Origin of the sequence: Streptomyces pilosus (assembly GCF_014649835.1) — a bacterium.
Lineage (GTDB): Bacteria > Actinomycetota > Actinomycetes > Streptomycetales > Streptomycetaceae > Streptomyces > Streptomyces pilosus.
Genome location: NZ_BMTU01000007.1, coordinates 24,191 through 45,140 on the forward strand (window position 1 = coordinate 24,191; position 20,950 = coordinate 45,140).

The window sequence follows — 20,950 nt, forward strand, 5'->3', positions numbered from 1 at the left end:
CGGGAAACCCAGGCGTACGTGTGGTGTTGGCGCCGGGTCCCCACCCTGCGCCGGTGTGTGGTCGTCGCTCGGGCACGCCGGTCGCGCGTGCTTTCGCTACGGGTCGTAGCGTAATGCCGGCCGGGGCCCCGGGGGCCCCTCTTCGCCGTGATCTCTCTCACGACCGGCCGCGTGGTGTCCGGCCGTTATGGTTCCTGCCATGCAGAGCCGCATCCCCGCCAGCCGCACCGGGCGCCCGCGCGACGCCGCCGCGGACGCCGCGATCCTGGCCGCGACCCGTCAGGCTCTGATCGAAGTCGGCTGGTCCAAGCTCACCTTGGGGGACGTGGCGGTCCGCGCCGGGGTCGCGAAGACCACCCTGTACCGCCGCTGGGCGGGCAAGAACGAACTGGTCGTGGACGCGGTCGCGGAACTCTTCGACGCGCTGCGCCTGCCCGACCGCGGTTCGCTGGCCGCCGACATCGAGGGCGTGGTGCTCCAGTTCGCCGCGATACTGGCCCGCCCCGAGGCCAGGAGCGGACTGATGGCGGTGGTCGCCGAGGCCACCCGCGACGAGGCCCTGCGCGAGCGCATCCGCGCCTCCATCGTCGAACGGCAGAAGCGTCTCGTCCTCGCGGGCCGTGCCCGCGCCCAGGAACGGGGCGAACTGCCGCCCGAGCGGGACGCCGGGGAGGCGGCCCGCTCGGTCGACCTGATCTTCGACATGGTGGCCGGCGCGGTGGTGCACCGCACCCTGGTCAGCGCCGAACCGGCGGACGAGGAATGGGTGCACGGCTTCACCCGGGTCCTGCTGTCGGGGCTCGCCGCCGCCCCCGGGTGAGCGAACCGGCCACGGTCGGCCGGTAGTCGCCTGTCGCCGTCCGCGGGGTCCTGCGAGGATCCTGATCATCCCCACCGGGGCACACCGTGACCACGAGCGGCCAGGGAGGCGCGCATGACCGGCACCGGCGCCCGCGTCACCGTACGGATCGACACCTCCCGGCCGCACCCGGCCCGGGTGTACGACTGGTTCCTCGGCGGCAAGGACAACTACCCCGTCGACGAGGAACTGGGCCGGCAGATCATGGGCGTCGACGGCACGGCCCGGCACGTCGCGCGCACCAACCGCTGGTTCATGCAGCGCGTCACCCGGTGGCTGGCGGCCGAGGCGGGCCTCCGGCAGTTCCTCGACATCGGCACCGGGATCCCCACCGAACCCAATCTGCACCAGATCGCCCAGCGCGTCGCGCCCGGGTCCCGGGTCGTCTACACGGACAACGACCCCATCGTGCTGAAGCACGCGGAGGCGCTGCTGCGCAGCACCCCCGAGGGCGTCACCGACTACGTCCAGGCCGATGTGCGCGACCCCGGGCGCATCCTGCGGCAGGCCCGCGAGAGCCTGGACCTCGGCCGGCCGGTGGCGCTGTCCCTGGTGGCGCTGACGCACTTCCTCGGCGACGAGGACGACCCGCACGCCCTGGTCGCCGAGCTGGTCGACGCCCTTCCCTCCGGCAGCCACCTGGTGCTGTCCCAGCTCACCGCCGACTTCGACCCCGAGGGCGTAGGCCGCGGGGTGGCGATGTACGCGGCGGGCGGGATGACGCTCGCGCCGCGCACCCGCGCGGAGATCGCCCGGTTCTTCGAGGGGCTGGAGTTCGTCGAGCCCGGTCTGGTCCAGGTGACCGACTGGCATCCGGAGCTCGCCGACGGGGAGAGCACCGACGACCGCGCCGTGATCTCGCTGTACGGCGCGGTGGCCCGCAAGCCGTGAGGGCCGGCCCCCCGGCGGGCGGGCGGTGGCGGCCCCCCAACAGCCGCTTATGATGCCCCGGTGTTCGACTCCCGGCACATCAGGACGTTCCACGAGGTGGTCAGGACCGGCTCCTACTCGGCCGCCGCGCGTGCCCTCGGCTACACCCAGCCGGCGATCACCCAGCAGATGAAGGCCCTGGAGCGGGACACCGGCTCCGCCCTTTTCGTCCGCGCGGGCCGCGGGCTGCGGCTCACCGAGGCCGGTGAGGCCCTGGCCCGGCACACCTCGTCGATCCTCGACGCCATGTCCGCCGCCCGGGAGCAGATGAACGCCCTCGCCCGGCTGCGCGCCGGGCGGGTCCGGCTGTGCGCCTTTCCCAGCGCCAACTCCACGCTCGTCCCGGAGGCGCTGGCCCGGCTGTCGGCCGACCACCCCGCGCTCCGGGTCGACCTGCTGGAGAACGAGCCGCCCGAGTCGCTGCGGCGGCTGATCCGCGGCGAGTGCGACATCTCGCTGGCGTTCACCTATCCCGGGCTGCATGAGCAGGTCCCGGAGGGGCTGGTGGAGATCCCGCTCCTGGAGGACCAGCTCACCGTGCTGCTGCCCGCCGGGCATCCACTGGCCCGGCGGCGGGCGGTCCGGCTCACCGACCTGGCCGGGGAGCGCTGGATCGCCGGCTGTCCGCGCTGCCGGGCCAACCTGCTGCACGAGTGCGCGGAGGAGGGTTTCGTCCCCGACATCGCCTTCATGACCGACGACAACCTCGCCGTGCAGAGCCTGGTCGCGGAGGGGCTGGGCGTCGCCATGCTGCCCTCGCTCGTCCTGAACTTCATGCGCCACCCGAAGGTCGCCGGCCGCCCGCTCCAGCCCCTCTCCCGCCGCAAGATCTCCGCCTACGTCCTGCCCGAGCACCTGCGCATACCGGCGGCGGCGCGGGTGCTGGAGCGGCTGCGGGCGGTCGCGGCGGCGAAGGACGGCTGCTGAGCCCTCGCAGCGGTCCGCATCCATAAGCGGTGCTTGGGAACGGCGAAGAAACTCTCGTTGGACGTCATGCCCGGGTCCGTCCGACGCTCCCGGTATGCCTCCCGCACCCAGTGCCACGAGTCTCCCGGGCGCCTTCACCGCCCCGCGCCCCACCGCACGCCTCGCCGCCCTGATCGCGGACATCGGGGCGACCGTCGGCCGCGGTCTGCCGCCCGACCCCACCGCCCACCTGGTCGGCGAGTGTCTCGCCCCGCACCTGGGCGCACCCGACCTGCTCACCCCCGAGCAGTGCGCGAGCGACCCCGCGCGTTACCGGCAGCACCTGCTGCACGCCGAGCACGACGGCAGCTTCTCGCTGGTCGCCCTGGTCTGGCTGCCCGGCCAGGGCACCTCCGTGCACGACCACATCGCCTGGTGCACCACGGGTGTCCACCGGGGCCGGGAGCACGAGCGCCGCTACCGGCTGCTGCCGGCCGCGGGCCCCGGCGCCGGGGCACGGCTGGTCGCCACCGCCGACGTGGTCAACGACAGCGGCGAGGTCTGCGGCTTCGCGCCGCCCGGCGACATCCACCGGGTGTGGAACGGCGGGCCCGGCACGGCGATATCCCTGCACGTCTACGGCGCCGACATATCCCGCTCCGGCACCAGCGTCCGCCGCGTCTACCCGCAGCCGGCCGACCGCTGATGGCGCTGCTGCGGGAACGCCCCGCCGCGGCGCCGGCCGCCGGCCGCCCGGCCCCGGCCCGCCGGTACGGGCTCGCCCTCGCGGCGCTGGGGGTGGCCCTCGCCTGGTCCGTGCACCGCCTCCTGCCGGGCGTCCCGATGCTCACCGCCGCCGTCGTGCTCGGCGTGGTGGCCGCGCACCTGCCCCGGCTGCGCACCCTCGTACGGACCACGGCGCGGCCGGGGCTCTCGTACGCGGGCAAGCGGCTGATGCGGGCCGGGATCGTGCTCCTCGGACTGCGGCTCGCCTTCGACGACGTCCGCGCGCTGGGCTGGGGCACCGCCCTGATGGTCGTCGGCGTGGTGACGTGCACGCTGCTGGGCACCTGGTGGCTCGGCAGACGGCTGGGACTGCCCGGCGACCAGCCGCTGCTGATCGCCGTCGGGTACGCGGTGTGCGGGGCGTCCGCGATCGGCGCGGTGGGCGAGGCGCGGGGCAGCGACGAACGGGACGCGGCCACCTCGGTCGCCCTGGTCACGCTCTGCGGGACCCTCGCCATCGCCGTCCTGCCCCTGCTCCAGGGTGTACTGGGGCTGGACGACGCGGAGTTCGGCCGCTGGGCCGGGGCGAGCGTGCACGACGTCGGGCAGGTGGTCGCCACGGCGCAGACCGCCGGCGGTGCGGCGCTCGGGGAGGCGGTGCTGGTCAAGCTGATGCGGGTGGCCCTGCTCGCGCCGATCGTCGCCGCGGTCGCCCTGGATATCCAGCGGGGGCGGGGACGGGCCGCGGGGGCACCCCGGGTGCCCCTGGTGCCGCTGTTCGTCGTCGGCTTCCTGGCCGCCGTGACGCTGCGCAGCACCGGCCTGCTGCCGCAGGCGGCCCTGGACACGGCCCACGTCGCGCAGGAACTCCTGCTGGCCGCCGCCCTGTTCGGCCTGGGCAGCGCGGTCGACCTGTCCGCCCTGACCCGCACGGGCGGCCGGGTCGCGGCCCTCGGCCTGTGCGCGTGGGTGACCGTGGCGGGCCTGTCGTACGGGGGCGTCCTGCTGGTCTCCGGCTGAACCGGCCGCACACGCGTCCGGCGGGCACCGTGTCCGTGGACACCGTGCCCGCCGGCCGGCGGTGCTCGGAGGGGTCAGAAGCCCGCGGGCTCTGTGTAGACGCCCCACTCGTCGCGCAGGACGCCGCAGATCTCGCCGAGGGTCGCCTCCGCGCGGACGGCTTCGAGCATCGGCTCGATCATGTTGGCGCCGGAGCGGGCCGCGGCGACCATGGTGTCGAGGGCGCCGCGCACCTTCGCGTCGTCGCGGGCGGACTTGCGCTCCGCCAGGAGCCGGACCTGCTCGCGCTCCACCTCGTGGCTGACCCGCAGGATCTCCAGGTCACCGGTGACCGACCCGGTGTGGACGTTGACGCCCACGACCCGCTTGTCGCCCTTCTCCAGCGCCTGCTGGTAGCGGAACGCCGACTCGGCGATCTCGCCGGTGAACCAGCCGTCCTCGATGCCGCGCAGGATGCCGGAGGTGATCGGCCCGATCGGGTGCCTGCCGTCCGGGTGGGCGCGCAGGCCGCGCTCCCTGATCTGCTCGAAGATCTCCTCGGCGTCCGCCTCGATCCGGTCCGTGAGCTGTTCGACGTACCAGGAACCGCCCAGCGGGTCCGCGACGTTGCCGACGCCGGTCTCCTCCATCAGCACCTGCTGCGTGCGCAGGGCGATCTCGGCGGCCTGCTCGCTGGGCAGCGCGAGGGTCTCGTCGAGGGCGTTGGTGTGCAGCGAGTTGGTCCCGCCGAGCACGGCGGCCAGTGCCTCGACGGCGGTGCGCACCACGTTGTTGTACGGCTGCTGCGCGGTCAGGGAGACACCGGCGGTCTGCGTGTGGAAGCGCAGCCACTGCGCCTTGTCGCTCCGGGCGCCGTACACGTCCCGCATCCAGCGCGCCCAGATGCGCCGGGCCGCACGGAACTTGGCGATCTCCTCGAAGAAGTCCACGTGCGCGTCGAAGAAGAAGGACAGTCCGGGGGCGAACACGTCCACGTCGAGCCCGCGGCTGAGCCCCAGCTCGACGTACCCGAAGCCGTCCGCGAGCGTGTACGCCAGTTCCTGTGCGGCCGTCGCCCCGGCCTCGCGGATGTGGTAGCCGGAGACGGAGAGCGGCTTGTACGCGGGGATGCCGGCCGCGCAGTGCTCCATCAGGTCACCGATGAGGCGCAGGTGCGGCTCGGGCTGGAAGAGCCACTCCTTCTGCGCGATGTACTCCTTGAAGATGTCCGTCTGCAGGGTGCCGTTGAGCACGGCGGGGTCGACGCCCTGCCGCTCGGCGGCGACGAGGTACATGCAGAACACGGGCACGGCGGGCCCGCTGATCGTCATGGACGTCGTCACGTCCCCGAGCGGGATGTCCTTGAAGAGGACCTCCATGTCGGCCGCCGAGTCGATCGCCACCCCGCAGTGCCCGACCTCGCCGAGGGAGCGCGGGTCGTCGGAGTCGCGGCCCATGAGCGTCGGCATGTCGAAGGCGACGGAGAGCCCGCCCCCGCCGTTGCCGAGGATCATCTTGTACCGCTCGTTGGTCTGCTCGGCGTTCCCGAAGCCGGCGAACTGCCGGATGGTCCACGTCCGCCCCCGGTAGCCGGTCGGGTACAGCCCGCGGGTGAAGGGGTACTCCCCCGGCCAGCCGATCCGCTCGAACCCCTCATAGGTGTCCCCGGCCCGGGGCCCGTACACCGGCTCCACGGGGTCGCCGGAGAGCGTGGTGAAATCCGCGTCGCGCTTCCGCGCGGCGTCATACCGGGCCTGCCAGCGTCGGCGGCCCTCCTCGATGGCGTCAGCGTCCATACCCTCGAATTTACTAGGACGTCCAAGTAAATGTCGATGGCAAACCGCCGCACGCTGCTCCGTACGGCGGTGAGGAGCCGAAAAGTCAGGCCTTGGCGGCCGCGGGGGCGCCGTCCGTGATCCTGCCCTCCAGCTCGCGGCTGATCCTGCGCTCCACGAAGAACGCGGCCGTGGGGACGGTGCCGGCCAGCAGCACCCAGAGCTGCTTCTTCACGGGCCACTTCAGCTTGGAGCCGAGGTCGAAGGCGAAGATCAGGTAGACCACGTACAGCCAGCCGTGCGCGATGCTGACCACCTGCGTGAAGTCGGCCGCGCCACCCAGGTCGAGCACGTACTTGCCGATCATGCCGAAGGTCAGCGCGACGAGGAGGACACCGGTGACGTAGGCCATGACCCGGTAGCGGGTGAACACGCTCTTCTTCATGCCGTCGAGCGTAACGGGCCGTCCGCGGGGATCTTGGACGGGGTCAGCCCTCCTCGAAGTCCCCCGCCGCCACCCGCAGCGGACGCAGGATCGCGAAGAGTTCGGCGCACTCCTCGGCGTCGTAGGCGCCCAGGCCGAAGTCCATGGCCATCAGGTCCAGGGTGGCGGACTCGACCACCTCGCGGCCCTTGTCGGTGATGGTCGCGAGGGTGCCGCGGCCGTCGTTGGGGTTGGGACGCTTGGCGACCAGACCGGACCTCACCAGCCGGTCCACGGTGTTCGTCACCGACGTGGGGTGCACCATGAGCCGCTCACCGATCTTCGACATCGGCAGTTCGCCCGACTTGGAGAAGGTCAGCAGCACCAGCGCCTCGTACCGCGCGAAGGTGAGCCCGTACGGCTTGACCACCGCGTCGACCTCGGCCAGCAGGATCTGGTGCGCGCGCATGACCGAGGTGATCGCGGCCATCGAGGGCACGCTTCCCCAGCGCTGCTTCCAGAGCTCGTCGGCGCGGGCGATGGGATCGAACGAGAGACTGAGCGGCTTCGGCACGGCTCAGACCCTACCGGCCGGTCACATGCCGGTCAGCCCTGTCTCACTCATCGGTCCGCGCGGCCGCGGGCGGACGGTTCCGTTCCGCCCGCGGCCGCACGGCGCCAGGTGTCAGCCGCCACCCGCCAGGTGCCGTTCGACGGTCTCCACCTTGGACGTGAGGCCGTCCGTCACGCCCGGGCGGATGTCCGCCTTGAGGACGACGGACACGCGCGGGGCGCGCGCCTCCACGGCGGCCACGGCGCGCCTCACCACGTCCATGACCTCGTCCCACTCACCCTCGATCGAGGTGAACATGGCGTCGGTGCGGTGCGGCAGTCCTGAGGCGCGGACCACGCGGACGGCGTCGGCGACGTACTCCCCCACGTCCTCGCCGACGCCGAGCGGGGTCACCGAGAAGGCGACGATCACGCGTTCACGACTCCCTCGGTGCGGGCGCGGGAGGCGATCACCGCGTCCTCGGCCTCGCGCTTGAGCCGGCGCTCGGCGAAGAAGCCGCCGGCGGGCAGGACCGACATCGCGAAGTAGAAGGCCGCGGAACCCGGCGACCACTTGGCGCGGTTCCAGGCGTCGGCCCAGAAGAGCACGTAGAGGACGAAGAGGAAGCCGTGGACGGCACCCATCACCGGGACGGCGTTGAAGTCGGTGGTCCGCTTCAGGACCGAGCAGACGAGCAGCAGCAGGAACGAGATCGCTTCGGGGCCCGAGACCAGGCGGAGGCGGCGGAGGGCGGAGGCGGTCTTGATGTCCACGGGTCACCTTCGGTGGGAGAGACGTCGGCGTCGACGGTTCGGACGGCTTGTGAACACACGCACAAGCGCGTCCATTGTGGCAAACCCCGTACGTGATCACGGGAGCGGGTCCGTGGGGGACGGAACGGGCGGGCCCGTAGGGGACGGATCGGGGGACGACTCGGGTCCCGGGATCTGTCCGGCGGGGCAAAGGGGCGGCTACCGTCACAACCGTGGCGATGTTCCGACTTCAGAGCAGCAAGGTGCTCGCCGTCGACATGACCGGGGACGCCGTGAAGGCGAAGAACGGCTCGATGGTCGCGTACGACGGCGAGATGGCCTTCAAGAAGCTCAGCGGTGGCGGTGAGGGCATCCGGGGGATGGTGACCCGGCGGCTCACGGGCGAGCAGATGACGCTGATGGAGGTGAAGGGACACGGGACCTGCTTCTTCGCGGACCGTGCCTCCGAGATCAATCTCGTGGGGCTCCGGGGCGACACGCTGTACGTGGAGTCCAGCAATCTGCTGGCGACGGACGGCGGACTGCGCACCGGGACCACGTTCACCGGTCTGCGGGGCGCCTCCCAGGGCAACGGGCTGTTCACGACCACGGTCGAGGGCCACGGCCAGGCGGCGCTGCTGTCGGACGGGCCGGCGGTGCTGCTGCGGGTCGCTCCGCAGTACCCGCTGACGGTCGACCCGGGCGCCTACGTGGCGCACCAGGGGAACCTGCGGCAGTCGTTCCAGTCGGGTGTGACCTTCCGCACGCTGATGGGTGAGGGCGGCGGCGAGGCCTTCCAGATCCGCTTCGAGGGCGACGGGGTGGTCTACGTCCAGCCCAGTGAGCGCAACACGATCGCGGGGGACGTCTGACATGGGTTTCCGGGAGATCAACTCCAAGGTGGTCGAAGCGACCGTGACGCCCGGCCGGCGGCTGTTCAGTCAGCGCGGCGCGATGCTCGCGTACAGGGGAGAGGTCACCTTCACCCCGAACCTGCGCGGCGGTCAGGGCGGGGTGATGTCCATGATCGGGCGGCGGGTCGCCGACGAGGACACGCCGCTGATGACCGTCGAGGGCAGCGGCACCGTCCTGTTCGGGCACGGCGGCCACCACATCCAGGTGATCGACCTCTCCGGGGACAGGCTGTACGTCGAGGCGGACCGGCTGCTCGCCTTCGAGGGCACGCTGGAGCAGGGCACGGTGTTCCTCGGCTCCCAGGGCGGGGTGATGGGCATGGTCCGGGGGCAGGTCTCCGGGCAGGGCCTGTTCACCACCACCCTGAAGGGGCACGGCTCGGTCGCCGTGATGGCCCACGGCGGGGTGATCGAGATCCCGATCACCCCGCAGCGGCCGGTGCGCGTCGACCCGCAGGCCTACGTCGCCCACCACGGCGACGTGCGCAACAAGCTGTCCACCGCCCTCGGCTGGCGGGACATGGTGGGCCGCGGCTCGGGCGAGGCCTTCCAGCTGGAGCTCGGCGGCAGCGGTGCCGTGTACGTCCAGGCGTCGGAGGAGAAACTGTGAGCCCGTACGGAACGCCGGGCACCGGACCCGTGGTCCACGACCCGGTGACGCTGCCGGCCGACGACAACGTCGACCCCTACACCTTCTGCGTGGAGCTCAAGGGCACCCAGTGGTTCATGCAGAAGGGGAAGATGATCGCCTACTACGGGGCGATCGACTTCAACGGCGTCGGACACGGCCGGCTCGACCGACTTGTCCGCACGTCGTTCCATTCGCCTCTGCACGCGAGCGACTGGGTCGTGGCGGAGGGCTCCGGCAAGATGCTCCTCGCCGACCGGGCCTTCGACGTGAATTCGTACGACCTCGCGGACGGCAACCTGACCATTCGCTCGGGCAACTTGCTAGCTTTTCAGCCAAGTCTGTCGCTGAAGCAGTCGATCGTGCCGGGTTTTCTGACGCTGATCGGAACCGGAAAGTTCGTGGCCGCCTCTAACGGTCCGGTGGTGTTCATGGAGCCCCCGATCCGGGTGGACCCGCAGGCGCTGGTCGGCTGGGCGGACTGCCCGTCTCCGTGTCACCACTACGACCACGGGTACATGACGGGCGTGATGGGCGGTCTACGTGCGATGACGGGCCTGGGCGGAGCCTCCGGCGAGGAGCACCAGTTCGAGTTCGTCGGGGCGGGCACGGTGCTGCTCCAGTCGTCCGAGGCGCTGATGGCGGAGCAGGCCACGGGGGCGCCCCCGAACGAGCCGGGCGTACCCGGGGGCGGGCCGGGGCAGCCGGGGGGCGCACCGCGCCTTCCCGGACAACTGGGGGACCTCCAGCGCCGCTTCGGACTGTGAGCGGTAGTGTGCGGGGTGTGACATCGAACGCCTGCACGTAATGTCACACGGAAGCCTCATTAGTTCGTCTTTCAACTTTCTTAGGTAGACTTCATTCATGGAGACCGAGACGGCCACCCGCTGGCTGACCAATGCGGAGCAGTGCGCCTGGCGCACCCACCTGGAGGTCAACAGGCTGTTGACGTACCAGCTCGAGAAGGATCTGCAGCCGTTCGGCCTGACAATGAACGACTACGAGATTCTGGTGAACCTGTCCGAGTCGGAGGACCGGCGGATGCGGATGAGCGACCTCGCCTCCGCCACCATGCAGTCCAAGAGCCGGCTGTCGCACCAGATCACCCGCATGGAGAACGCGAACCTGGTGCGGCGGGAGCACTGCGAGTCCGACCGCCGGGGTCTGTACGCGGTCCTCACCGAGCACGGTCTGGAGACCATGCAGAAGGTCGCGCCGCACCACGTGGCGTCCGTGCGCAGACACTTCATCGACCTGCTCGCCCCCGAGGCGCTCACCGAGCTCGACAAGGCCCTCAAGCCCATCGCCGAGCACCTTCGGGGGGCGCGGGGGCGCCCCTGACGCCCCCGGCCCCCGCCGGCCTCAGCCGGCGAGCGGCAGGCGGAGTTCGAACAGGGCTCCGCCTGCCGGCGCCGTGCCCGCCGTGAGCGTGCCTCCGTGCCGCACGGCGACGTCCCGCGCGATCGCGAGGCCGAGACCGGCACCGCCGTCGTCGCGACTGCGGGCCGCGTCCAGCCGTACGAACCGTGCGAAGATGCGCTCCCGGTCGGCCTCGGCCACCCCCTCGCCGTCGTCGGCCACCGCCAGCACCGCCCGGGCGCCCTCCCGCCGCACGGTCACGGTCACCCGCTCGCGGGCGTGCCGGCCGGCGTTGTCCAGCAGGTTGGCGAGGACGCGTCCGAGCTGCCCCCGCGATCCGGTGACCTCCACCGGTTCCGCGTCCACCGTCACCCCGGTACGGCCCGCGGCCTCCTCGCGGGCCATCGCCGCCAGGTCGACCCGGGCGTCGGCGGGCCGCTCCCCCGCGTCCAGCCGGGCGAGCAGCAGCAGGTCGGCGGCGAGGCGCTGGAGCCGCACGGTGTCCTCCACCGCGCCGTCCAGGTCGAGCAGCTCGGGGTGGGCGGCGGCCACCTCCAGCTGGGTGCGCAGCGAGGCGATGGGGCTGCGCAGTTCGTGGGAGGCGTCGGCGACGAACCGCCGCTGCCGTTCCACGGACGCCTCCAGGGCGGCGAGGGTCTCGTTGGTGGTGCTGGCCAGGCGGGCGATCTCGTCGTGCGTCGCCGGTTCGGGGACACGGCGGGTGAGGTCCTCGGAGGCGGTGATCGCGGCCATCTCCCGGCGGATGCCCTCCACCGGGCGCAGGGCCCGGCCGGTGACCAGCCAGGTCACTCCGGCGACGACGCCGAGCAGCAGCGGCAGGCCGATGAGCATGCCGGTCAGCGTGGTGTCCACGGCACTGTGCTCGGCGGCGAGCGGGGCACCCGCGGTGACCGTCAGACGGCCCCCGCCGGCGGTCCCGACGTCCACGGCGGCGAACCGGTAGTCCTCGGCGTCACCGTCGATCGTCGCCGAGCCGTTGCTGAAGGTCGTGCCGCCGCCGATCTCCCCGGGGGCCAGGGAAGCGCCGGAGTCGTCGTCGGAGTCACCGGAGTCACCGGAGTCCGCGGAGTCGTCGCCGGAGTCCCCGGAGTCGTTCGCGTCGTCGTCATCGTCGTCGTCGGGGGCCGACGGGCGGGGCGTCACCTCGGCCGTCGCCGTGCCCTCGATCCGTTGCAGGTCCTGGGAGGCGGCGACGAGCGTGCCGTCCCGGTCGACGATCTGCACCGGCCTGTCGTCGCCGTCCAGCCCGGAGAGCTGGTCGTAGGGCGTGCGGGCGGCGAGTTCGGCGGCGACCGCCCGCGCGGACTGCTCCGCCTGGGTGCCCGCCTCGCCGATGAGGTTGGAGCGCAGGGACATCAGGACGGCCGTGCCGGCCGCGACGAGGGCGACCGCGACGACGAGCGTGGCGGCGAGCGTCGCCCGCGCCCGGACCGAGCCGAACAGGCGGCTCACGGCGCCGTCTCCAGCCGGTAGCCGGCGCCGCGCACGGTACGGATGAGTCCGGGGCGCAGCTTGCGGCGCAGGGCGCTGACGTAGACCTCGACGATGTTGGGGTCGCCCTCGTAGGCGAAGTCCCAGACGTGCTCCAGGATGTCGGCCTTGGAGACCACCTCGCCGGCCCGCAGCACCAGCTGCTCCAGCACCGAGAACTCCTTGGTGGTCAGCGTGACCTCCTCCTCGCCGAGGAACACCCGGCGGGCGGCGGTGTCGACCCTGAGGTCCCCGTGCACGTGGACCGGGGAGGCCCCGGTGGTCGCCCGGCGGCGCAGCAGCGCCTTGATCCGGGCGACGAGGACGACGTACGAGAACGGCTTGGTGAGGTAGTCGTCCGCGCCCGTGTCCAGGCCCTCGGCCTCGTCGTACTCGCCGTCCTTGGCGGTGAGCATCAGGATCGGCACGTCGTGTCCGGCCGCGCGCAGGGCGGCGCAGACCCGGTAGCCGTTCATCCCCGGCAGCATGATGTCCAGGATCAGGAGGTCGTACGGGGCCTCCGTGGCCCGGTGCAGGCCCTCCCGGCCGTCGTGGACGACGTCCACGGCGTAGCCCTCGGCGGTCAGACCCCTGGCGAGGGAGAGGGCCAGCCGTTTCTCGTCCTCCACGATCAGGAGTCGGAAGGGGCGGCGCGCGGCGCCTCCGGCAGGGTGGTGGTGGGTGACGGGCGGGCGCATGCGGTCCAGGGTCGCAAAGCGAACCTGAAGATCCCTTCAGGCGGCTTCAGGTTCCTCTCAGCGTCGGTGGGCGAGATTGGTGCCGTACAGAGCGAAACGCAGCGACTCGGGAGGAACTCACATGAAGCGCAACATCGTGATCGCCGTCGTCACGGCGGCGGCTCTGGTCGGCGGGGGTACGGCGACGGCCATCGCGGTCTCGGGGGACGACGACGGCGGGTCGACCGCGGTGGCGCGGACGGAGCAGCGGGCGGGGGACGACGACCGGGACGACGACCGGGACGACCGGGGTGGCGACAGCCGGGGCGACCGTGACGACGACGGGCGCGACGACGACCGTGACGACGACCGCGGTGCCCCGGGCGGCGTGCCGGCCGCCGACGCGATCGCCGCCGCGCTGAAGCACACGCCGGGCACGGCCGTCTCCGCCGAGCTGGACGACGGCGCCTGGGAGGTCGACGTCCTCGGCAAGGGGAACGACCGGCACAGCGTGCGCGTCGACCCGGGCACCGGCAAGGTGCTGGGCGCCGAGAAGGACGACGAGGACGACACCGACGAGGTGCGGGCGGCGCTGAAGGGCGCTTCGGTGACCGCCGGGCAGGCCGCGAATGCGGCCGCCGCCAAGGGAGCGGTGATCTCCCTGGAACTCGATGACGACGACGACCGGGGCTGGGAGGCCGAGACGCGCGCCGGCTCGGGTGACGACGGGAAGGACTGGCGGGTGGACCTGAAGAACGGCAAGGTCACCGCCGACCGGGACGACGACTCGGACGACGACTGATCGCGACGTGGTGGGGGCAGGGGGAGGAGTCTCCCCCCGCCGCCTTCCCGTTCCCGGAGGCTGCGCCCCCGGACGGGCTAGTCGGTGCCGGACGAGGTCAGGCCCGCCACCAGTTCGTCCGCCGCGCGGTACGGGTCGAGGTCGCCCGCGATGATGCGCTCCGCGAGCGCGCCGAGGCGGCGGTCGCCGTGGAGGTCGCCGATGCGTTCGCGCAGGGCGGTGACGGCGATGGTCTCGACCTCGCGGGAGGCGCGTGCCAGCCGGCGTTCCGTCAGGACCCCGCGCTCCTCCATCCAGGCACGGTGCTTCTCCAGGGCCTCGACCACCTCGTCGACGCCCTCCTGCCGGGCGGCGACCGTCTTGACGATCGGGGGGCGCCAGTCGCCCGGGCCCCGGGACTCGCCGAGACCGAGCATGTGGTTCAGCTCGCGGGCGGTGGCGTCGGCGCCGTCGCGGTCGGCCTTGTTGACGACGTAGACGTCACCGATCTCCAGGATTCCGGCCTTGGCGGCCTGGATGCCGTCCCCCATCCCGGGGGCCAGCAGGACCACGGAGGTGTCGGCCTGCGAGGCGATCTCCACCTCCGACTGGCCCACGCCCACCGTCTCGACGAGGATCACGTCGCAGCCCGCCGCGTCCAGGACGCGGATGGCCTGGGGGGCGGCCCAGGCCAGACCGCCCAGATGGCCGCGGGTGGCCATGGAGCGGATGTAGACGCCCGGGTCGGAGGCATGCTCCGACATCCGGACGCGGTCGCCGAGCAGCGCGCCCCCGGAGAAGGGGGAGGACGGGTCGACGGCCAGGACGCCGACCCGCTTGTCCTGCTTGCGGTACGCGGTCACCAGGGCCGACGTCGAGGTGGACTTGCCGACCCCCGGGGAGCCGGTGAGGCCGACCACGTACGCGTTACCGGTGAGCGGCGCCAGGGCCGCCATCACCTCCCTGAGCTGCGGGGACGCCCCCTCCACCAGGGAGATCAGCCGGGCCACGGCCCGTGGCCTGCCTTCCCTGGCCTGGGCGACCAGCGAGGAGACGTCCTGCATCACAGCTCCGTTCACGAGAGGGAATTCAGCACACCGCGGGAAGGCCCGGCTCAGGCCTTGGGCACCCGCACGATCAGCGCGTCGCCCTGGCCGCCGCCGCCGCACAGCGCCGCCGCGCCGACACCGCCGCCGCGCCGCTTCAGCTCCAGCGCCAGGTGCAGCACCAGCCGCGCGCCGGACATGCCGATCGGGTGACCGAGAGCGATGGCGCCCCCGTTGACGTTCACCTTTTCGGTGGAAACACCGAGGTCCTTCATTGACTGGACGGCGACCGCGGCGAAGGCCTCGTTGATCTCGATGAGGTCGAGGTCGGAAACCTCCAGGCCCTCCTTCTTCAGCGCGTGCCGGATCGCGTTGGACGGCTGCGACTGCAGGGAGTTGTCGGGTCCGGCCACGTTGCCGTGGGCGCCGATCTCGGCGATCCAGTCCAGGCCCAGTTCCTGCGCCTTGGCCTTGCTCATCACGACCACGGCCGCCGCGCCGTCGGAGATCTGCGAGGAGGAACCGGCGGTGATGGTGCCGTCCTTGGCGAAGGCGGGACGCAGCTTGCCGAGGGACTCGGCGGTGGTGTCGCCGCGGATGCCCTCGTCCTTGCTGAACAGGACCGGGTCGCCCTTGCGCTGCGGGATCTCGACCGGGGTGATCTCGGCCTCGTAGACGCCGTTCTTCTGCGCGGCGGCGGCCCGCTGGTGGGACAGGGCGGCGATCTCGTCCTGCTCCGGACGGGCGATGCCGAGGCGGGTGTTGTGCTTCTCGGTCGACTCGCCCATGGCGATGTTCTCGAAGGAGTCGGTCAGGCCGTCGTGCGCCATGGCGTCGAGCACCTGCACCGCGCCGTACTTGTATCCCTCGCGGGACTTCGGCAGCAGGTGCGGGGCGTTGGTCATGGACTCCTGGCCGCCCGCGACGACCACGTCGAACTCGCCGGCGCGGATCAGCTGGTCGGCCAGCGCGATCGCGTCGAGGCCGGAGAGGCACACCTTGTTGATGGTGAGCGCCGGGACGTTCATCGGGATGCCGGCCTTGACGGCGGCCTGGCGGGCCGGGATCTGCCCCGCCCCGGCCTGGAGCACCTGGCCCATGATCACGTACTGGACCTGGTCGCCGCCGATCCCCGCACGGTCGAGGGCGGCCTTGATCGCGAAGCCGCCGAGGTCGGCTCCGGAGAAGGACTTCAGCGAGCCGAGCAGCCGACCCATGGGGGTGCGGGCGCCCGCGACGATGACGGAGGTCGTGCCGTTCGTTGCGGATGATGCGGAAGTTGCGGAAGACATGAGCTGCGATCCCCTTTCGGCTGCACAGCCGAGGAGTGAACGAGGGTTTACTTCGAATGTACTGACGTGCGGTGGACCCCGTCATCGGCCTTTCGGTGTGATCGCGCGCACGTTGCGTAACCGCCCGGTGAGCGCTCCACTGAATCCATGCTGACGCGAATCGACCACATCGGGATCGCCTGTTTCGACCTGGACAGGACCGTGGAGTTCTACCGGGCCACGTACGGCTTCGAGGTCTTCCACTCCGAGGTCAACGAGGAGCAGGGCGTGCGCGAGGCCATGCTCAAGATCAACGACACCTCGGACGGCGGTGCCTCCTACCTGCAGCTCCTCGAGCCGACCCGGGAGGACTCCACCGTCGCCAAGTGGCTGGCGAAGAACGGCGAGGGTGTCCACCACATCGCTTTCGGTACGGCGGATGTGGACGCGGACGCGGCCGGCATCAAGGAGAAGGGCGTACGCGTTCTGTACGAAGAGCCCCGGCGCGGCTCCATGGGGTCACGGATCACCTTCCTGCACCCCAAGGACTGCCATGGCGTACTGACAGAACTGGTCACTTCGGCGCCCGTTGAGTCGTCCGAGCACTGACCCACGTACATAAGGGCCGGTAGGGTTGGGTCCGGTCGCCGCTCGATCCGTGGTGACCTTCCCGTCGTCTTTGGCGACGGGATCGCCGGGGTCCGGTTTTCGGGGGGCGAGCGCGGGGCAGCGGCCCATGCTCCGCCGTTGATCTGACACCATTCCCCGGGGGCCCCGTTCGGCGGTTGGACGGAGCTCGGCCAGACTTGCGACCAGGGGACGGATGGGACCGCGCAGTGCGGGGCTACGAGAGCCAGGAGCGAGAGCCGGCGGCTGACGTCGACCACCTCTCTCGGTTCGAAGCCGAGATGAAGCGGCTGAAGACCGAGCGGGAAAAGGCGATCCAGCACGCCGAGGACCTCGGCTACCAGGTCGAGGTGCTGCGCGCCAAGCTGCACGAGGCGCGCCGCACCATCATGTCCCGGCCCGCCTACGACGGCGGTGACATCGGCTACCAGGCCGAGCAGATGCTGCGCAACGCGCAGATGCAGGCCGACCAGCTGCGCGCGGACGCCGAGCGTGAGCTGAGCCAGGCGCGGGCGCAGACCCAGCGGATCCTCCAGGAGCACGCGGAGCAGGCGGCCCGGCTCCAGGCGGAGCTGCACCAGGAGGCGGTGACCCGGCGCCAGCAGCTCGACCAGGAGCTGGCGGAGCGCCGGCAGACCGTCGAGTCGCACGTCAACGAGAACGTGTCGTGGGCGGAGCAGCTGCGGGCCCGCACCGAGGAGCAGGCCCGCCGGCTCATGGAGGAGACCCGCGCGGAGCGGGAGCAGGCCCTGGCCGCCGCCCGCGCGGAGGCCGAACGGCTGACGTCCGAGGCCCGGCAGCGGCTGCAGAGCGACGCCGAGGCGGCCCGCGCGGAGGCCGAGCAGCTGCTGCGCCGGGCCCGCACGGACGCAGAACGGCTGCTGAACGCCGCGTCCACGCAGGCGCAGGAGGCCACCGACCACGCCGAGCGGCTGCGGACGTCCACGGCGACCGAGTCGGAATCGGCGCGCCGTGAGTCCCAGGAGCTGGCCAAGGCGGCCGAGCAGCGCATGGCGGAGGCCGAGACCTCCCTGCGCGAGGCGCGCGCCGAGGCGGAGAAGGTCCTCGCCGAGGCGAAGGACGCCGCCGCCAAGGCGATCGCCTCCGCCGAGTCCGCCAACGAGACCCGTACGCGCACCGCCAAGGAGCAGGTGGCGCGACTGGTCAGCGAGGCCACCAAGGAGGCGGAGACCACCAAGGCGGACGCCGAGCAGCTGGTCGCCGACGCCCGCGCGGAGGCCGAGAAGATCGTCGCCGAGGCCGCGGAGAAGGCCCGCACGCTCACCGCGGAGGAGTCCGCCACCCAGCTGTCCAAGGCGGCCAGGACCGCCGAGGAGGTACTCAACAAGGCGTCCGAGGACGCCAAGCAGACCACGAAGGCGGCGGCCGAGGAGGCCGAGCGGATCCGCAGGGAGGCCGAGGCCGAGGCGGACCGGCTGCGCGCGGAGGCGCACGACATCGCCGCGCAGCTCAAGGGCGCGGCGAAGGACGACACCAAGGAGTACCGCGCCAAGACCGTCGAGCTCCAGGAGGAGGCGCGCCGGCTGCGCGGCGAGGCCGAGCAGCTGCGCGCCGACGCGGTCGCCGAGGGCGAGAAGATCCGCGCGGAGGCCCGCAAGGAGGCCGTGGCGCAGATCGAGGAGGCGGCGAAGTCCGCCGAGGAGCTGCTCGCCAAGGCCAAGGCGGACGCCGACGAACTGCGCTCCACCGCGCAGACGGACAGCGAGAAGGTCCGCACCGAGGCCATCGAGCGGGCCACCACGCTGCGCCGGCAGGCCGAGGAGACGCTGGAGCGCACCCGCAAGGAGGCCGAACGGCACCGCGCCGAGGCCGTCGAGCAGGCGGACGCGCTCAAGGACGAGGCCGAGCGGGCCGCGCGCGAGCTGCGCGAGGAGACCGAGCGGGCCGTCGAGGACCGCCGCGCGGAGGCGGCCGCGGAACTGACGCGGCTGCACACGGAGGCCGAGGAGCGGCTCGCCTCCGCCGAGCGGGCGCTCGGCGAGGCGCGTGAGGAGGCCGCCCGGATCCGCCGGGAGGCGTCCGAGGAGGCCGAGCGGCTGCGCACCGAGGCCGCCGAGCGGATCCGTGCCCTGCGGCAGCAGGCGGAGGCGGAGGCCGAGCGGCTGCGGGACGAGGCCGCCGCGGACGCGTCGGCGTCCCGCGCGGAGGGCGAGTCCGTCGCCGTGCGGCTGCGGTCGGAGGCCGCGGCCGAGGCGGAGCGCCTGAAGGCGGAGGCGCAGGACAGCGCCGACCGGATGCGGGCGGAGGCGCAGGCCGCCGCCGAGCGGATCGGCGCGGAGGCGTCCGAGGCGCTGGCCGCCGCGCAGGAGGAGGCCGCCCGGCGGCGCCGCGAGGCCGAGGAACTCCTCGGCGCGGCCCGGCAGGAGGCCGGCCAGGAGCGTGAGCGGGCCCGCGAGCAGAGCGAGGAACTGCTGGCGTCGGCGCGCACGCGCGTCGAGGAGGCGCAGGCCGAGGCCGTGCGTCTGGTCGAGGAGGCGGACCGGCGCGCCACGGAGATGGTGTCGGCGGCCGAGCAGCACGCCCAGCAGGTGCGGGACTCGGTCGCGGGCCTGCACGAGCAGGCGCAGGAGGAGATCGCCGGTCTGCGGTCGGCCGCCGACCACGCGGCGGAGCGCACGCGCCGTGAGGCGGAGGAGGAGGCGGACCGGGTCCGCGGCGACGCCTACGCGGAGCGGGAGCGGGCGAGCGAGGACGCGGGCCGGCTGCGGCGCGAGGCGCACGAGGAGGCGGAGGCCGCCAAGTCGCTGGCCGAGCGCACCGTGTCCGAGGCGATCACGGAGGCCGAGCGGATCCGTTCGGAGGTGTCCGAGCACGCCCAGCGGCTGCGCACGGAGGCGTCGGACGCGATCGCGGAGGCCGAGCAGGCCGCCGCGCGCACCCGGGCGGACGCCCGGGAGGACGCCAACCGGATCCGTTCGGACGCGGCGACGCAGGCGGACACCCTCATCACGGAGGCGCGCGCCGAGGCCGAGCGGCTCACCGAGGACACCATCACGGAGACCGACCGGCTGCGCGTGGAGACGGTCGCCGAGGCGGAGCGGGTGCGGTCGGAGTCGGTCGCCAGGGCCGAGAAGCTGATCGCGGACGCCACCGGTGACGCCGAGCGGCTGCGGGCCGAGGCCGCGGAGACGGTCGGATCGGCGCAGCAGCACGCGGAGCGGCTCCGGCAGGAGGCCGACCGGGCCAGGTCGGACGCGGAGGCGCAGGCCGAGCGGATGGTGGCGACCGCCCGCGAGGAGGCCGAGCGGACGCTGGACGAGGCCCGCCAGGAGGCCAACAAGCGGCGCTCGGAGGCGGCGGAGCAGGTCGACACGCTCATCACGGAGACCACCGCCGAGGCGGACAAGCTGCTGACCGAGGCGCAGCAGCAGGCGCAGAAGGCGACGGCGGACGCGGAGTCGCAGGCGGACACGATGGTCGGCGCGGCCCGCACCGAGGCCGAGCGGCTGCTGGCCGAGGCGCGGGTCGACGGCAACTCCCTGGTGGAGAAGGCCCGTACGGACGCGGACGAGCTGCTGGTCGGTGCGCGCCGGGACGCCACGCAGATCCGGGAGCGCGCCGAGGAGCTGCGCGACCGTCTCACCGGTGAGATCGAGGAACTGCACGAGCGGGCCCGCCGTGAGGCGGCGGAGACGATGCGGTCCACGGGCGACCGCTGCGACGCGCTCATCAAGGCGGCCGAGGAGCAGCTGGCCAAGGCGGAGGCGAAGGCGAAGGAGATCGTCTCCGAGGCCAACTCCGAGGCGGGCAAGGTGCGTATCGCCGCCGTGAAGAAGGCCGAGGGCCTGCTGAAGGAGGCGGAGCAGAAGAAGGCCACGCTCGTGAAGGAGGCCGAGGAGCTCAAGGCCGAGGCGGTCCGCGAGGCGCGGCGCACGGTCGAGGAGGGCAAGCGCGAGCTGGAGGTGCTCGTGCGGCGCCGGGAGGACATCAACGCGGAGATCTCGCGCGTGCAGGACGTCCTGGAGGCGCTGGGGTCCCTGGAGGCACCGTCGGGCGGCAAGGAGAACGGGGTCAGGGCGGGAGCTTCGGCAGGGGCTACCCGTACGGGTGGCAAGTCATCCGATAGCTAGCAAAGCGGGCGAAAACCCTTGTACGGTGAGGGCTTTGACCACGCCTTTGGCAAGCCCTCCAGCAGCGCGCCACCCAAAAGGGGTGTCCTTCTGCATATCAAACGTGCATCCGCTCGATGACACACCGCATTGGCGCCTAGG

General features: G+C 72.5%; 21 protein-coding genes. 12 read left to right on the plus strand and 9 right to left on the minus strand.

Going from position 1 to position 20,950, the window contains the following annotated elements:
* Window positions 1-199: 199 nt before the first annotated feature.
* The 5 genes from IE118_RS18910 to IE118_RS18930 all read left to right on the plus strand — a co-directional run bounded on the left by IE118_RS18910 (window position 200) and on the right by IE118_RS18930 (window position 4,441).
* A complete protein-coding gene (locus tag IE118_RS18910; RefSeq protein ID WP_189559141.1) occupies window positions 200-820 on the plus strand; it encodes a TetR/AcrR family transcriptional regulator in 621 nt (206 codons plus the stop codon).
* Window positions 821-934: 114 nt separating this feature from the next.
* Window positions 935-1,750, plus strand: a complete 816-nt coding sequence (locus tag IE118_RS18915) for an SAM-dependent methyltransferase (RefSeq protein ID WP_189559142.1) — start codon at window positions 935-937, stop codon at window positions 1,748-1,750.
* Between the two features lie 60 nt (window positions 1,751-1,810).
* Window positions 1,811-2,716, plus strand: a complete 906-nt coding sequence (locus tag IE118_RS18920; protein WP_189559143.1) for a LysR family transcriptional regulator — start codon at window positions 1,811-1,813, stop codon at window positions 2,714-2,716.
* A 94-nt stretch (window positions 2,717-2,810) separates the two neighbouring features.
* Complete coding sequence (locus tag IE118_RS18925; protein ID WP_189559144.1) at window positions 2,811-3,401, plus strand: cysteine dioxygenase family protein; 591 nt, start codon at window positions 2,811-2,813, stop codon at window positions 3,399-3,401.
* Window positions 3,401-4,441 (plus strand): YeiH family protein, encoded by a 1,041-nt coding sequence (locus IE118_RS18930; RefSeq protein ID WP_189559145.1) that lies wholly within the window; start codon window positions 3,401-3,403, stop codon window positions 4,439-4,441. The genes IE118_RS18925 and IE118_RS18930 overlap by 1 nt, the downstream gene beginning before the upstream one ends.
* A 74-nt stretch (window positions 4,442-4,515) precedes the next feature.
* Here the strand turns inward: IE118_RS18930 and icmA are convergent, their stop codons facing one another.
* From icmA to IE118_RS18955, 5 genes are all read right to left on the minus strand, one after another.
* Complete coding sequence (gene icmA, locus IE118_RS18935; RefSeq protein ID WP_189559146.1) at window positions 4,516-6,216, minus strand: coenzyme B12-dependent isobutyryl-CoA mutase large subunit; 1,701 nt, start codon at window positions 6,214-6,216, stop codon at window positions 4,516-4,518.
* 85 nt (window positions 6,217-6,301) lie between these two features.
* Window positions 6,302-6,640 (minus strand): DUF3817 domain-containing protein, encoded by a 339-nt coding sequence (locus IE118_RS18940; protein WP_189559147.1) that lies wholly within the window; start codon window positions 6,638-6,640, stop codon window positions 6,302-6,304.
* Between the two features lie 43 nt (window positions 6,641-6,683).
* The gene (locus tag IE118_RS18945; protein ID WP_189559148.1) at window positions 6,684-7,193 is read right to left on the minus strand and encodes a MarR family winged helix-turn-helix transcriptional regulator; all 510 of its coding nucleotides are present in this window, start codon (window positions 7,191-7,193) and stop codon (window positions 6,684-6,686) included.
* 111 nt (window positions 7,194-7,304) lie between these two features.
* Entirely contained in the window at window positions 7,305-7,604 is a 300-nt protein-coding gene (locus tag IE118_RS18950; RefSeq protein ID WP_189559149.1) for an MTH1187 family thiamine-binding protein, read from the minus strand.
* Window positions 7,601-7,945: a DUF3817 domain-containing protein gene (locus IE118_RS18955; RefSeq protein ID WP_189559150.1), complete on the minus strand. Its 345-nt coding sequence runs from the start codon at window positions 7,943-7,945 to the stop codon at window positions 7,601-7,603. The genes IE118_RS18950 and IE118_RS18955 overlap by 4 nt, the downstream gene beginning before the upstream one ends.
* Window positions 7,946-8,163: 218 nt before the next feature.
* Between IE118_RS18955 and IE118_RS18960 the strand changes: the two genes are divergently transcribed.
* The 4 genes from IE118_RS18960 (at window position 8,164) to IE118_RS18975 (ending at window position 10,807) form a co-directional block, all read left to right on the plus strand.
* Entirely contained in the window at window positions 8,164-8,796 is a 633-nt protein-coding gene (locus tag IE118_RS18960; protein ID WP_189559415.1) for an AIM24 family protein, read from the plus strand.
* Window position 8,797: 1 nt separating this feature from the next.
* Window positions 8,798-9,448, plus strand: a complete 651-nt coding sequence (locus IE118_RS18965) for an AIM24 family protein (protein ID WP_189559151.1) — start codon at window positions 8,798-8,800, stop codon at window positions 9,446-9,448.
* On the plus strand, window positions 9,445-10,233 hold the full coding sequence (locus tag IE118_RS18970; protein WP_189559152.1) for an AIM24 family protein: 789 nt from the start codon (window positions 9,445-9,447) through the stop codon (window positions 10,231-10,233). Before IE118_RS18965 ends, IE118_RS18970 begins: the two co-directional genes overlap by 4 nt.
* A gap of 97 nt (window positions 10,234-10,330) precedes the next feature.
* Window positions 10,331-10,807 carry a MarR family winged helix-turn-helix transcriptional regulator gene (locus tag IE118_RS18975; RefSeq protein WP_189559153.1) on the plus strand — a complete coding sequence of 159 codons (477 nt, stop codon included), beginning with the start codon at window positions 10,331-10,333 and terminating at the stop codon, window positions 10,805-10,807.
* A gap of 21 nt (window positions 10,808-10,828) precedes the next feature.
* Here IE118_RS18975 and IE118_RS18980 read toward each other — a convergent pair whose 3' ends face one another.
* Window positions 10,829-12,298: a sensor histidine kinase gene (locus tag IE118_RS18980; protein ID WP_189559154.1), complete on the minus strand. Its 1,470-nt coding sequence runs from the start codon at window positions 12,296-12,298 to the stop codon at window positions 10,829-10,831.
* Window positions 12,295-13,014, minus strand: a complete 720-nt coding sequence (locus tag IE118_RS18985; RefSeq protein ID WP_189559155.1) for a response regulator transcription factor — start codon at window positions 13,012-13,014, stop codon at window positions 12,295-12,297. Before IE118_RS18985 ends, IE118_RS18980 begins: the two co-directional genes overlap by 4 nt.
* Before the next feature lie 121 nt (window positions 13,015-13,135).
* Here IE118_RS18985 and IE118_RS18990 point away from each other — a divergent pair, with 121 nt between their 5' ends.
* A complete protein-coding gene (locus IE118_RS18990; RefSeq protein ID WP_189559156.1) occupies window positions 13,136-13,795 on the plus strand; it encodes a PepSY domain-containing protein in 660 nt (219 codons plus the stop codon).
* Window positions 13,796-13,872: 77 nt separating this feature from the next.
* On the opposite strand, the gene meaB is transcribed toward IE118_RS18990, so the two are convergent.
* Window positions 13,873-14,838 carry a methylmalonyl Co-A mutase-associated GTPase MeaB gene (meaB, locus tag IE118_RS18995; protein WP_189559157.1) on the minus strand — a complete coding sequence of 322 codons (966 nt, stop codon included), beginning with the start codon at window positions 14,836-14,838 and terminating at the stop codon, window positions 13,873-13,875.
* Between the two features lie 50 nt (window positions 14,839-14,888).
* On the minus strand, window positions 14,889-16,112 hold the full coding sequence (locus IE118_RS19000; protein ID WP_189559158.1) for an acetyl-CoA C-acetyltransferase: 1,224 nt from the start codon (window positions 16,110-16,112) through the stop codon (window positions 14,889-14,891).
* A gap of 147 nt (window positions 16,113-16,259) precedes the next feature.
* On the opposite strand from IE118_RS19000, the gene mce reads away from it, so the two are divergent.
* Together mce and scy are read left to right on the plus strand one after the other, a co-directional pair.
* Window positions 16,260-16,700 (plus strand): methylmalonyl-CoA epimerase, encoded by a 441-nt coding sequence (gene mce / locus IE118_RS19005; protein ID WP_103542720.1) that lies wholly within the window; start codon window positions 16,260-16,262, stop codon window positions 16,698-16,700.
* Window positions 16,701-16,927: 227 nt separating this feature from the next.
* Window positions 16,928-20,809 (plus strand): polarized growth protein Scy, encoded by a 3,882-nt coding sequence (scy, locus tag IE118_RS19010; RefSeq protein ID WP_189559159.1) that lies wholly within the window; start codon window positions 16,928-16,930, stop codon window positions 20,807-20,809.
* Window positions 20,810-20,950 lie beyond the last annotated feature (141 nt).